We start from the raw sequence: 14015 nt of genomic DNA on the forward strand, positions 1-14015 counted from the left end.
TGCTAAAGAGCAACCAGTACCGATAAAGGTGCTGTTCGAAACAGAGCCTTACTTGATGGTTTAGTCGATTAATAACAAGGCTTAAAAATAAACAGGCGTAGACATTCGTTTGTTTATTTTTCCCAATAAAATTTAGGGTTGAAACATAATGGAAACACAAAGCCAAGCATTGTTAGCTCAGCAGGCCGAGCAGCTTGACTACCTCCGCCGCATTCTTTTAGCGCCAGTTTATGATGTTGCAGTAGAAACAGAGCTAACGCTGTTAACTAAACTATCTAGTCGTTTGAATAACCAAATTTACCTCAAGCGTGAAGATCAGCAACCCGTACATTCTTTCAAATTACGCGGCGCTTATACCAAGCTCAATAGTTTAACTGAAGAGCAGTGTATTCATGGGGTTATTGCTGCTTCAGCTGGAAATCATGCGCAAGGTTTAGCATTAGCGGCTAATAAGCTTGGTATCAAAGCGACTATTGTTATGCCTAAAACTACCCCTGATATTAAAGTTGATAATGTCAGACGTTTTGGCGGCGAAGTACGCTTAGTGGGTAATAGTTTTAATGAAGCACAACTTGCTTCTGTTGAATACGCTCAAGCAGAAAATAAAACCTTAATTCATCCTTTTGATGATGTTGAAGTAATTGCTGGCCAAGGCACTGTGGCGAAAGAGCTTTTGCAGCAACTACCAAACGCCGATGTAGTATTTATTCCGGTTGGCGGCGGCGGTTTGCTCGCTGGTATGGCTGTTTATTTAAAACAACTTAGTCCAAAAACTAGAATCATAGGTGTTGAAGCCGAAGATTCAGCTTGTTTAAAGGCAGCTCTTGCCGCTGGCAAACCGGTAGATCTTGATCAAGTAGGTTTATTTGCTGACGGTGTTGCCGTTAAGCGTATTGGTGAACATACCTTTGGCTTAATCCAGCAGTATTGTGATGAAGTAATTACGGTATCCACCGATGAAATTTGCGCGTCAATTAAGGATATATTTGAACAGACCCGCGTTATTGCAGAACCTGCTGGGGCGCTATCTCTAGCAGGTCTACAGAAGTATTGTCTGACAAGTAAAGGAGAAGAATCTTTAGCGGCCATACTTTCTGGCGCTAATATGAATTTTCATACCTTACGTTATGTCTCTGAGCGCTGTGAACTAGGCGAAAAGAAAGAAGCTATATTAGCGGTTACTATTCCTGAAAAGAAAGGCAGTTTTAAACAATTTTGCCAAGCCATAGGTAATCGTGCCATTACCGAATTCAACTACCGTTATTCAGGTAAACCTAGCGCTGAAATTTTTGTTGGTGTGCGTTTAGGTGGTAGTGTGCAAGAACGACAAGAGTTACTACAAGGCTTAGTGAAATCTAATTACCAAGTACGTGACTTTACCGACAATGAATTAGCTAAATTACATGTTCGCTACATGATCGGCGGTAAAAGCGCGAATTCGGCTTCTAAGAGCAACATTGAACAGAATGATGAACGTTTGTTTAGTTTTGAGTTTCCTGAACATCCGGGTGCACTAGAAAAGTTCTTAGCTGCTATGGGTGAACATTGGAATATCACACTATTTCATTACCGTAACCATGGTGCTGCCTTTGGTCAAGTACTGGCAGGGTTTGATCTGGAGAAAAATCAGCAAACTGAATTTTTCCAGCATCTTGATGCTCTTGGCTATCAATGGCAAGAAGAAACCGATAATCTTGCTTATCAAACCTTTTTGAATTAAACAGCCTGCTATCGCTAGTTTGATAGTTGCGGTTAACTCAAGATATCTTCCTAGGCAATAGTTATTCTATTGCCTAGGAATTAAAGCTATCGTTTAATCAAAATAATAGCTAAACCAACTCAGATAATGTATTCCACTTAGTTAGCTTATTAGTTAGACCAATGAATACGGACGATCTTCCACTCACCCTGTTGTTTTTCTAACACTATCGTTTCCATACTTTGGTAATTCTGCTCTTTGCCTTTATATGTTCCGGTAGTTTGGCTACGAGACATAGAGACAGCACTGTTACCCATAATCTTTACATTATGTTCTAAAGTTTTACTCTTTATCGCGGCAAGATATTTCATATCGGACAGCATATGATGGCTGGCGTATTCATCAGCAGAGCGCTCTACTCCACCACCTTCAAATATTTGTACCTCGTCGGCGAGTAACTGACGTGCAGTAACTTTGTCGCTTGTCCTTAGTGCATGATGAAAACGTTTAACGACCTTCGCCGGCATAGAGTCGACACCAATAAATAGGCTTGGCTTAATCTGTTCTTTTTTAGCATCTTCATGAGCATAACTGGCCGGTACTAGGACGGTAAATAGCACAGTGAAACATAGTAATTTATAACTTTTCATTAAGTTCTCTCTTTTGTGTAAATTTTAATTTTTATTTTGTGTTTTATTTTAGTGATCAGGTCCAACGACAGTAGTAAGCCAGGTGGTTGTCAGTAAAATACACAAGGCTAAAATCATCTCCCATTGAATGGAACGAGCCAAGGCTTGTTTACCCTGCTCGCTTTTTATCAGCTTAGCTACCAAGTTAAATTTATGATGGGCAGCGATCAGTAATATGCCAAAAACTAAAGCAAGTTTTAGTAAAAAACTTTGCCCGTAACTAGTAAACAACAAGCTATTTATTGAACCAAGCAGTTGATATGCCACTATTAAGCCACAAAGTATTAATAGCAACACCATATAGCTGGCATAGTAACCAAACTGCTGCATAACATTATGCAAAACAGCTGTTGATAGAACCCCACATGCTTTCCAAAGCGGCCAAAGAGAGCCTAACCAGCAGAAAACTAGCAGCACATGTAAATTCAGTAAAAATTGACTAGCCAAATTCATCTCTGCGGTATGGCCAATAACACTGAACGAACGCACCAGCAATAGAGAACTTAAAGTTAAAGTAACTAAAAACACCCTGCGATATTGCCCAGTTACTATGCCCTTAGTCACTGCAATTAATGCCAGTAGCAAGCCTACAATGCGATATAAAAGTGCCTCCCCTGCATTAGATTGCCACAACAAGGAGTTATAAAAGGGGTCAAGAACCCCTAATATTCCTGATTCGGCAAAAGCCCCCACTTGCATAGAGAAATTCAACAGTGTGCCGACGATGCCAGTGAATATCATCAGTCGACAGTGCTGGCGTAAATTGAATGGGTATGCTCTTTTGATAACTAGCCAATAGATGAAAACACCACCAACAGAGCCAGATATGCCAATATATATCATCATTTTACTGATGATAATTGTGATGTCCCAAGACGATATTTCCATCTTATAAACTCCTAATGACTTTGCTGGTCATTTGATTGATTATCTTTATGATTTTTCATAGCCTTAGTATTAGTCTAGCCATGAACCATAAAGGCAAACTTGCCTTTCATTTTATGTGCATCTTTCCCCATAATAGTCCAAGTAACTTGGTAGTTGCTGCTAGGTAATAGGGGTAAAGCTAGACTGTAATTAGCCGATGCTTTTGTCGAAGGTTTAAATTCAAGAGGGATAAGAGCACCACTTTTATCAGCAAGGGTAAGTTTCACTAAGCGGACATCTTTAGTAAAAACTAACTGCAATACTTTGGGGCTTGCCATTAGCATAGCGCCGTCTTTTGGTAATGAAGTTTTTAAGTCTGCGTGGGCTAATACCGATGATGAAATAAATAATAAAGTGATCGTAAGTAATAATTTAAGAGGATTCATGTGTGTTCCTAGGTGTTGCTTAACAAAGTAAACGTACTGCCATAACATGCAGTGTTATAAGTAATTTTAGTACTAATATTGGTTTAAAGAGCGGCAAAAAGCATTACCACAAGGTAAGTTAGCAGGCAGAAGCTGATGACAGATATTGAATTAACTTAGTAATCAAAGTGCCTGATACAAACTAGTAGTAAATGGTCCAAATTCTGGACACATTTATGCTCTATTTAGCTAAATATTGGCGGTCGGTATAGGCAGGTTAAATGTTGGCTGAGCGCTAAGGTAGCAATGGACAGTATCTTCGAAGAAGAAGTCAGATTTAGCTCTGTTTGGGAAATTTTGGTCAATAAGGCTAAAGTTGAACAACCACCAATTAAACAACTACAGTCATTTGCGCAGCAATCCATAGTAGGATTATCACCATCACTCGCCATTTGATCAGCACTGTGGACCATCATTGCCATATTATGAGGTTGTTCCTGTTTATTATCTGCATTCATACTCATCATCTGATAAGGCATAAGGCTAGTAGCCATGACTTGACCGAGAAAGGTCAAACACAGTAGCAACACCATTATGGCTTTAGTGATAGTAGGGAACATGATAACTCACGAAGAATAAAAATCACTTTTATGTTACACAAAAAATTACGGCATTCAAGAAAATTTTACCTGCAGTAAGACAAATTGAAACGAATGAACGTTAACTCATTAAGCCTAATACATGACTAAAGTTAATCAAAACAGCAGGTAAACAGTTCTTAAATATCGGACTAAAGATATTACTTAATTAATCACTATTACTCAGCAGGAATGGCCGCATCAATTTTTTTTAACGAGCGTAAGAACAAACCTAAACCACCCATTGCCAAAACTAAAATGACAATTAAATCAAACGATGTCATCGTTCTCATGCTAAAGCGAATCGAGGAAATTACACCAAAGATCAAACCGGTAATAGAACCCAGCGCTAACACCCAGCCAATCGGATTTTTACTGTTATAGAAGATAATGCCGACACCAAACATAAAAGGAATCATCACCATACCACTAGTTATGCTGTAACTACCGCCCATCGCAGAGAAGCCATATAGGCGCATGCCCATACCAAAACTTGAACTGACCGTAATAGCATTTAGTAATAAATAAAAACCACCACACATCATTACCAAGCCAATAAAAAATTGCCCTAAACCGCCCGACGTACCACCAGCACCACGCATAAAATTCCTTATTTATAAAATATTTTTGTTCATTTGAAAGACACTGATATTACCTGAGCTAAGGTGAAAATGGCAAGAGTACTATTTTTCAATTGTTGATATATTACTTTTAATGATGCTAAAATAAAAAACTCTTATTGCCTAGTTGTGTATTTCTTGTGCCTACTTTTATAAATAAAACATTGATGGTATTGCTGCTTTGTTTGATCTTTATTGGTCAATCAATGGCATCTATGACTATGTTTTATAAGATGACAAGTATGCAGTCCATGTCTAATGTAAGTGATATCTCATCAATGACAAGCTCTCATCATAATATGAGTAATATGACTGATTGCAATGAAGAAATGATGACAACAGCATCAACAACTACCACTGAAGAATGTTGTACACAAGAGTGCGACTGCCTAACCAGTGGCTGCTCAACCATATCGGCATTTTCAGCAGTGATGCATTACACGCCAGATATTGCCATATCAAGCAAAATTGTTTCCAGTAGCGCTTTAGTTACTAGCCAAGCCCTTACTTCTCTGTATCGACCTCCAATTCTGAGCTAAACACAGCCTCATTACGTCTAACTTTTACTGCTAAATAATTTAAAACAGTAAACCTCATCGGTTTACAATTAAGCAGTGCAAAGTTAAACGGTTTTTAAATAGTTATATTTAAAAAATAATCATTACTCTGTAATTAAATTATTTTAACTACTCATTATCGTTAAATTATTCCCCTAGGAGGGAGTTATGCATTCATTTTCTTTTCCTATTAAGGCTTACACAGTCATAGCCACTGTCGGTTTTATACTGCTACTTAGTGCTTGCAGTGAGCAAGCAGAAAAAACAGCTGTGCTTACTGAACACACACATAGTCAAATTTCAGCGGATAAACAGCCAAGTCAGACCACAACAGCACTACCACTGCTTGAAGTTTATAAAAGCCCTACATGTGGGTGTTGCGAAAAATGGCTAAGCCATATTGAGCAACATGGTTTTAGCTCAAAAGCCTATAATCAAACTGATTTATCAACGTTTAAAAGTACAAAAGGTATAAAGCCACAATATCGCTCATGCCATACCGCGGTTTCAAAAGATGGCTTTGTTTTTGAAGGCCATGTACCGGCTAAATTCATTCATCAGTTTTTAGCTAAACCACCCAAAAATTCTATTGGTTTATCGGTACCAGCCATGCCAATTGGTAGCCCAGGTATGGAAGTAGGTGATAAATTTATGCCATACCAAGTCATTTTGCTAAAATCTGATGGTAGTTATGAAATTTACGCCAAGCTGAATAACTATCAGGAGCAGTTCTAATGATCCTCGACAAATTAAGGCATACTAAGAAAAATTTAGTTGCCAGTGCCATAACATTAAGTTTGCTTTTAGCCTTTAGCCAGACGAGTCATTCGGCTAACCATGAACGAGTTTGGTCCTTTACTAGTGCTGTGAAAACTGCACAAATAAATGACCCTTGGCTAACAGGAAATAAACATCAGCAACAAGCCGTTGAAGCATTGAGCCATGCCGCAGGCACTATGTCAGATCCTAAAATGTCTATTAGCCTGGCCAATTTACCCACCGATGGTTTTGATTTTTCTCAAGAAGGCATGACCCAGTTAAAAGTAGGCATTACCCAAATGTTTCCACGTGGCGATACTCTAGCCATTAAAAATCAACAGTTACGCATTGAAAGTGAAGCGTACCCTTTTCAACGTGCCGATAGAGAAGCGAAAGTTGCCGTTACCGTTGGCAGTTTGTGGCTTGATGCTTATAGAGTTCAGCAAAGCATTGCGCTTATTGAAAAGAATCGATCCTTGTTTGAGCAATTAGCCGATGTTGCTCAGGCCAGCTATTCATCCACGCTAGGGAAAACCCGCCAACAAGATATCGTGCGTGCGCAACTTGAGTTAACTCGCCTTGATGACAGGTTAGATATATTAGCGCAGCAGCAAAATGCTTATTTAGGCATGTTGTCACAATGGCTATCGACGGCTTTTACCGTCAATAACAAGCAAGATGCCATCAGTCAATTACACAACATGCAATTAGCAAAAGAGTTGCCTCAGCTTGATTTATTCAATAATAAGCTGGTCTATAGCAAAACTTGGTTGTCTGTTGAGGTTTTAGCTAAACACTTTGCTAATCACCCGGCAGTATTTGCTATCGATAAAAAAATATCGGCGACTAAAACAGGTATTAACTTAGCCGAGCAGCAGTTCCAGCCGGAGTGGGGAGTTAATGCCAGCTATGGGTATCGTGATGATGATCCTATGGGTAATAGTCGCGCAGACTTTTTCTCTGTCGGAGTTACCTTCGATTTGCCGCTATTTACTGAAAACCGTCAAGATATGGCAGTAAAGTCCGCCATTTCAAAAACGGAAGCGGTTAAAACTGAAAAAATATTGTTATTGCGTCAACTACTTGGGGCCTATTCAAGTGCCAAGGGCCGTTTATTACGCTTAGAAGAACGAAAATCACTCTACAAAATGCGATTATTACCACAAGTTCATGATCAAGCAGAAGCATCATTAACTGCTTATACAAATGACGACGGTGACTTTGCTGAAGTAGTGCGCTCACGCATTGCCGTGCTCAATGCGCAAATTGACGATTTAGTCATTCAGGTCGCAGAGCAAAAAATCATCTTGGAATTAAATTACTTATTTGTTGGCTCGTTAAGTACCACCAATAGAATAGCGGGAGAAAAATAATGACAGCAGCAAAATCTTCAACACTTAAAGCCAGCCTATTTGGCTTAATCACTGGTTCAGCCCTTACTCTACTGGCTTACACAATATTAATACCAGCAGATGACGGAACAAATACAGACCATAACGCCAGCAGTGAAAAGCAGCCACTCTATTGGGTTGCCCCTATGGATGCCAACTATCGTCGCGATAAACCCGGCAAGTCACCCATGGGCATGGATTTAATTGCCTATTATGGTGGTGATGGTGCAGGGCCCGATGAAGGGGCTGGTACAATTCGTATTTCAGCGAATGTTATTAATAACCTTGGCGTGCGTACAGTTAATGCTGAAGTTAAAACGCTGCATACACAAATAGATACCGTAGGTTATGTGACCTATGATGAAGATAGTTTAGTACATATTCATCCCAGAGTAGAAGGTTGGATTGAAAAGTTATATGTGAAGGCTATTGGCGATCCCGTTAAGAAAGGCCAGCCGCTATACAACATTTATTCCCCTGAACTCGTCAATGCCCAAGAAGAGTTTTTACTTGCCTTAGACAGAAAAAATCGTCGTTTAATTACTGCGGCAGAAAATCGCTTAGTGGCACTGCAATTACCTAAATCAGCGATTAAAAGTCTTAAAAAAACGCGTAAGGTTCAACAAAATATCACCTTTTTTTCACCACAAAATGGCGTTATTAAAGACCTAAAAATACGTGAAGGATTTTTTGTAAAGCCCGGTTCAACCTTAATGTCTATCGGTGACTTATCACAAGTTTGGGTGGTAGCAGAAGTATTTGAACGCCAATCAAATCAAGTGGCGCAAGGTACAGCAGTGACCATGAGTTTAGATTATTTACCTGGCAAAACTTGGCAAGGAAAAATAGATTATGTTTATCCTATCTTAGATGCGAAAACTCGCACGGTAAAAGTAAGGTTGCGCTTTGACAATGAAAATGGCGAGTTCAAACCCAACATGTTTGCCCAAATCATTATTCATACCAGCAGCAATGAAAAAGCGCTATTAATTCCAAAAGAGGCGCTCATTCGCACGGGTAATCAAGACCGTGTGGTATTAGCTTTAGGTGAAGGCAACTTTAAATCTGTCGCCGTTAGTGTCGGACGGTTTGATAGTGACAACGTGGAAATATTATCTGGTCTGAGCGCAGGTGAAAAAGTAGTGAGCTCGGCGCAATTTTTACTCGACTCTGAATCAAGTAAAACCTCAGACTTTAAACGGATGAGCCATGAAACTGTACCTAGCACTGCCTGGGTCGATGCCAGCATTATTAGCCTAATGCCAGATCACAAGATGCTAACTTTAACTCACGACCCTATCCCCGCATGGGACTGGCCAGAAATGACCATGGACTTTACGGCCTTAGACTCAGTAGATTTATCTCAACTAAAAACTAATATGACTATCCGTGTTGAAATTGAAAGAGCCAGCGACAACGATTACCGTATAATCAAAATTGAGCAAAATGGTGAGAAGCCAGTGAGCAGGGCCACGGTAAATGGAACAGTAACATCGGTGATGACCGATCACCGCATGGTCACTATCGACCGTGAGGCCATTGAAAAATGGGATAGAGCAGCAGCTACTGTTGACTTCACAGTTAGTGACTTTGTTGATATGACACTCTTTGCTGTTGATGCGTATTTAATGTTTACCTTTGAAATTCAAGACGGTGAGTTTATTATTGTTAGCGCTATGCCAATGAAAAAAGAAATGTCCGATGAAATGACTAAGGGAGACAAATAATGATTGCTGCCATTATTCGTTGGTCGGTAGACAATCGATTTTTTGTCATACTCGCCACCATGATCCTCGTGGGTGTCGGTTTATATTCAGTAAAAAACACCCCCGTTGATGCCCTGCCAGACTTATCTGATGTACAAGTTATTATTAAAACGAGTTACCCAGGACAAGCGCCACAGGTGGTTGAAGATCAAGTAACTTATCCATTAACCACCGCTATGCTATCAGTACCTGGCGCGGTAACCGTACGGGGTTATTCCTTTTTTGGCGATTCTTATGTTTATGTTATTTTCGACGAAGATACCGACCTTTATTGGGCTCGTTCGCGAGTTTTAGAGTATTTAAGTCAAGTAGCCCCGAATTTACCAAGCGATGCTAAACCACAATTAGGCCCTGATGCAACAGGCGTGGGTTGGGTATATCTCTATGCATTGGTTGATAAAACCGGTCAACATGATCTCAGCCAGCTGCGTAGTTTGCAAGATTGGTTTTTGAAGTTTGAACTACAAACAGTAAAGGGAGTGTCTGAAGTTACCGCACTCGGTGGCATGGTCAAACAATACCAAGTACAAATTGATCCCGATAAATTACGCGCCTTTGGTATTCCTTTATCCCTGATTCAAACAGCAATCAAACAAGGTAACCAAGAAATTGGCGCTTCGGTAGTAGAAATGGCCGAAGCCGAATATATGGTGCGCGCCACAGGTTACATCAAGAGTGTAGAAGATCTTGAAAACATCCCGCTTGGTGTCAATGAAAATGGCACACCTTTATTATTAAAAGATGTTGCACAAATTGGCACAGGACCGCAAATGCGTCGTGGCATTGCTGAGCTTAATGGTGAAGGTGAAGCCGTCGGCGGTATTGTGGTGATGCGCTTTGGCGAAAATGCCCAAGAAGTAATTAAAGGCGTAAAAGCAAAACTTGAGCAGTTGAAAAAAGGTCTACCTGATGGTGTAGAAATTGTGCCCGTTTATGACAGATCATCGCTTATTGAGCGCGCAGTCGAAAATCTTGCGATGAAACTATTAGAAGAGTTTGCGGTTGTTGCTTTAGTGTGTGTTATTTTTCTGTTCCATTTACGCTCGTCTTTAGTGGTGATAATTAGCATACCTGTCGGTATTTTAACGGCATTTATTGTTATGCATGCTCAAGGTTTAAACGCTAATATTATGTCATTGGGCGGCATTGCTATTGCTATTGGTGCCATGGTTGATGGCGCTATAGTCATGATTGAAAACATGCACAAACATATGGAGAAAACACCACTCACTGATGAAAATCGCTGGAAAATAGTTATCGATGCCGCTTGTGAAGTAGGTCCGGCACTGTTTTTTAGCTTGCTGATTATCACCGTTAGTTTTGTACCTGTTTTCACGCTTGAGGCACAAGAAGGTCGAATGTTTTCACCACTGGCTTACACCAAAACTTATGCCATGGCGGCCTCAGCAGCTTTAGCTATTACTTTAGTGCCGGTATTAATGGGCTACTTTATTCGCGGTAAAGTACTTGCTGAACATAAAAATCCAGTCAATAAGTTCTTAACGGCGTTATATATGCCGGCACTCAAAGCAGTGTTAAGTTTCCCTAAAGTGACCTTATCTGCCGCAGTTGTAGTGCTACTCATAGGTTTATATCCGCTTGATAAAATTGGTAGTGAATTTATTCCGCCTCTTGATGAAGGCGACTTGATGTATATGCCGACCACCTATCCGGGCATTTCTATTGGCCAAGCAAGGCAGTTATTACAACAAACTGATAAGCTTATTAAAACGGTACCTGAAGTGAAAACTGTTTTTGGTAAAGTCGGCCGCGCTGAAACAGCAACGGATCCTGCACCCTTAACCATGATAGAAACCTTCATCCAATTAAAGCCAAAAAGTGAATGGCGCGAAGGCGTTACTACCGCCAGCTTGAAAAAAGAACTTGATGACTTAGTGAAATTACCTGGAGTCACCAATGCTTGGGTCATGCCAATAAAAACACGCATCGACATGTTAGCAACAGGCATTAAAACGCCGGTAGGTATCAAAATAGCTGGACCTAAACTCGATGTTATTCAAGAAATAGGACAACAACTGGAAGTTATTTTAGCTGACGTACCCGGCACAGCTTCAGTTTATTCTGAACGCGTAGCGGGCGGTCGTTATATCAAAGTTGATATTCAGCGTGGCAAGGCTGCCCGTTATGGTTTATATATTAGTGATATTCAGCAAGTTGTCGCCACAGCTATTGGCGGTATGAATGTAACGAATACCGTTGAGGGTTTAGAACGTTATCCGGTGAGTTTACGTTATCCGCAAGATTACCGTAATTCCCCTGAGCAGTTGTCACTATTGCCGATAGTTACGCCAAATGGCCAGCGTATTTCTCTGGGTGATGTTGCCCATATATTTATTGAAGATGGTCCACCGGGCATTAAATCAGAAAATGCCCGCTTAAATGGCTGGGCTTTTATCGATATAGAAGGCGTAGACGTTGGTACTTATGTAGAAAATGCTCAGCTGGTAGTTGATGCACAGCTAAAATTACCGGCAGGTTATTCTATTGCCTGGGCGGGTCAATATGAGTACATGCAGCGAGCAAAAGCTAAACTGACTTATGTTGTTCCATTAACGTTAGCCATTATCATAGTATTACTCTATTTAAACTTTCGTAATGTTATCGAAGTGGCGATGATATTGGGCACACTACCGCTGGCAATGGTCGGTAGTATTTGGCTAATGTACTTACAAGGTTTTAACTTCTCAGTTGCTGTAGGGGTTGGCTTTATTGCCCTAGCAGGTGTTGCAGTGGAAATTGGCGTTATTATGCTGGTGTATTTGAACCAAGCTTATCATGCATTATTAGCGGATAATGCCGCACAAGGAAAGGCGACTACTAAGGCAGAAGTATTACAAGCGGTACTTCATGGAGCAGGATTAAGAATAAGGCCTATTATGATGACCGGCGGTACTGTTATTGTTGGTTTACTGCCAATATTATATGGCAGTGGTACTGGCTCGGAAGTGATGAGCCGTATTGCCGCCCCCATGGTTGGTGGCATGGCAAGTGCAATGTTATTAACTTTACTTATTTTGCCTGCATTGTATTATTTATGGCGCAGCAGTAATATTAAACAGTTATAGGTTAATATAGAGAAACACTAATTAGCGTTCATAGCAGAGCGCTTATTAGTGCCATAAATTTTCACCTGACGCCTGGCAATTATTAAGGATATCAATGACTTTTTTAAAGTTAATATTACTAGCTAGTATAGCTAGCTTGCTGCTATTAATTTCAATACCAAGCAAAGCAGAGACACAGTTCGCACCTCTAGATAAACATCAATGGACTTATGACACTGATCCCTATGGCAGCGAAGCTATTATTAATGAAAAACTCATTAGACATGGTGGTATTTGGATTAAATTTAAACGTGTACCACGTGTTGATGTAAAACGTAATTCATGGATTGAACTTATTCATAAATTACCTACTGCTTCTTTAGCGGGCAATCAGAAAATACGCTTAACGTATCAATGTGATATGCCGCTTATAATTAAGTTATCACAGCAAGAATACGGTAAAAATGGCGATCAAAGTTATGCTCATTACCAAATCAAATTACCGGCGACTAAGCAGTGGCTTACTAAGGAAGTGGCCTTAAAAGACTTCTATCGCCCTGAATGGACACCCGCTAGTTCGAAAGATTATGGCTTATTACCTGAACATATTAATGCTATTTATTTAACCCCTAGCATGACAGATAAAGACGGCGGCGAAGCTATTTTACAAGTACGTGCCATTGAATTATTACCTTAGACATAATCTTAAAAATACCTTAACAAAGCCAATTTCAGCTTAGCTAAAGTTATTCAAACCATCACAATCACGGTAATTCGTGATGATTGAATAGTCTTTGAATTAGTTAGGATTACAGCTTTCACTTTAAAATAAGTAATGAACATAAATCTTCAAGAGATAACGTATAATTGAGCAGTAATCGATCGGCAATCGAGTAGTAATTGGCTATTATAATTGAAGGCAACTATGTCATTGGGACTTTAGAGCATTGAAAAAATCACTTAGTTAGCACAACTGTATAATCCTTTATAAACATCAACTTACAATTGTACTTTAAACCTTGCTAAAAATTTGCACAACTAGGTAAAGTAACCTAGTTTTATAATACCTCATATGCTTTATTTTGAGGTATTAGGAGTGCCAATTAAATAAGGAGCAAGCATGTGATTAAAGTAATGTTAGTCGATGACTCACCCGTTATTCTGAGTGTTATCGAAAGTATAATTAGAACTGAAGTAAAACATGATATTGAGCTGTTACCCTTCCTCGATCCTAGTCTTGCAAAAGAGAAGTTTCTTAACATTTCACCTGACTTTGTCATCACTGATATAGACATGCCTAACGTCAGTGGTTTTGAGTTAATTGAGTATATAAAATCAGTGGCCAGCATTCCAATTCTTGCCATGTCGGGCAGCTCATTTGATGACAATTGCACCGATACTATATTGCACTGCTCAACATTATATGGCGCAGATCATAAAATTCTTAAAAGTGAGTTATCAGAAAAGTTCTCAGAGTTGGTAACAGAAATCATAACGACGCTATAGCTAGCATTACTGCTAGCTATAGCCAAAAAGCAC

13 protein-coding genes are annotated in these 14015 nt (G+C 39.8%); 8 read left to right on the forward strand and 5 right to left on the reverse strand.

The window, feature by feature from the left end:
- Positions 1-148 precede the first annotated feature (148 nt).
- On the forward strand, positions 149-1720 hold the full coding sequence (ilvA, locus tag GAB14E_RS07505) for a threonine ammonia-lyase, biosynthetic (RefSeq protein ID WP_033083196.1): 1572 nt from the start codon (positions 149-151) through the stop codon (positions 1718-1720).
- A gap of 149 nt (positions 1721-1869) precedes the next feature.
- Here the strand turns inward: ilvA and GAB14E_RS07500 are convergent, their stop codons facing one another.
- The 5 genes from GAB14E_RS07500 to GAB14E_RS07480 all read right to left on the reverse strand — a co-directional run bounded on the left by GAB14E_RS07500 (position 1870) and on the right by GAB14E_RS07480 (position 4920).
- Positions 1870-2349 (reverse strand): YybH family protein, encoded by a 480-nt coding sequence (locus GAB14E_RS07500; protein WP_052093836.1) that lies wholly within the window; start codon positions 2347-2349, stop codon positions 1870-1872.
- A gap of 48 nt (positions 2350-2397) precedes the next feature.
- On the reverse strand, positions 2398-3276 hold the full coding sequence (locus GAB14E_RS07495; protein ID WP_033083197.1) for a copper resistance D family protein: 879 nt from the start codon (positions 3274-3276) through the stop codon (positions 2398-2400).
- A gap of 74 nt (positions 3277-3350) precedes the next feature.
- Positions 3351-3701: a copper resistance CopC family protein gene (locus tag GAB14E_RS07490; protein ID WP_033083198.1), complete on the reverse strand. Its 351-nt coding sequence runs from the start codon at positions 3699-3701 to the stop codon at positions 3351-3353.
- Positions 3702-3925: 224 nt separating this feature from the next.
- Positions 3926-4234, reverse strand: a complete 309-nt coding sequence (locus tag GAB14E_RS07485; RefSeq protein WP_052093837.1) for a hypothetical protein — start codon at positions 4232-4234, stop codon at positions 3926-3928.
- A gap of 263 nt (positions 4235-4497) precedes the next feature.
- The gene (locus GAB14E_RS07480; protein ID WP_033083199.1) at positions 4498-4920 is read right to left on the reverse strand and encodes a hypothetical protein; all 423 of its coding nucleotides are present in this window, start codon (positions 4918-4920) and stop codon (positions 4498-4500) included.
- Positions 4921-5078: 158 nt separating this feature from the next.
- Between GAB14E_RS07480 and GAB14E_RS0123225 the strand changes: the two genes are divergently transcribed.
- From GAB14E_RS0123225 to GAB14E_RS07450, 7 genes are all read left to right on the forward strand, one after another.
- The gene (locus GAB14E_RS0123225; RefSeq protein ID WP_156115753.1) at positions 5079-5477 is read left to right on the forward strand and encodes a CopL family metal-binding regulatory protein; all 399 of its coding nucleotides are present in this window, start codon (positions 5079-5081) and stop codon (positions 5475-5477) included.
- Between the two features lie 186 nt (positions 5478-5663).
- The gene (locus GAB14E_RS07475) at positions 5664-6230 is read left to right on the forward strand and encodes a DUF411 domain-containing protein (RefSeq protein ID WP_033083201.1); all 567 of its coding nucleotides are present in this window, start codon (positions 5664-5666) and stop codon (positions 6228-6230) included.
- Positions 6230-7627, forward strand: a complete 1398-nt coding sequence (locus GAB14E_RS07470; protein WP_052093840.1) for a TolC family protein — start codon at positions 6230-6232, stop codon at positions 7625-7627. The genes GAB14E_RS07475 and GAB14E_RS07470 overlap by 1 nt, the downstream gene beginning before the upstream one ends.
- Positions 7627-9372, forward strand: a complete 1746-nt coding sequence (locus GAB14E_RS07465; protein WP_033083202.1) for an efflux RND transporter periplasmic adaptor subunit — start codon at positions 7627-7629, stop codon at positions 9370-9372. The genes GAB14E_RS07470 and GAB14E_RS07465 overlap by 1 nt, the downstream gene beginning before the upstream one ends.
- Positions 9372-12497, forward strand: coding sequence for an efflux RND transporter permease subunit (locus GAB14E_RS07460; RefSeq protein ID WP_033083203.1), 3126 nt, complete (start codon positions 9372-9374; stop codon positions 12495-12497). The genes GAB14E_RS07465 and GAB14E_RS07460 overlap by 1 nt, the downstream gene beginning before the upstream one ends.
- Positions 12498-12591: 94 nt before the next feature.
- Positions 12592-13173, forward strand: coding sequence for a hypothetical protein (locus GAB14E_RS07455; RefSeq protein ID WP_052093842.1), 582 nt, complete (start codon positions 12592-12594; stop codon positions 13171-13173).
- A gap of 425 nt (positions 13174-13598) precedes the next feature.
- Positions 13599-13982: a response regulator gene (locus tag GAB14E_RS07450; RefSeq protein ID WP_033083204.1), complete on the forward strand. Its 384-nt coding sequence runs from the start codon at positions 13599-13601 to the stop codon at positions 13980-13982.
- Positions 13983-14015 lie beyond the last annotated feature (33 nt).

The organism is Colwellia psychrerythraea, from assembly GCF_000764185.1.
GTDB lineage: Bacteria > Pseudomonadota > Gammaproteobacteria > Enterobacterales > Alteromonadaceae > Colwellia > Colwellia psychrerythraea_B.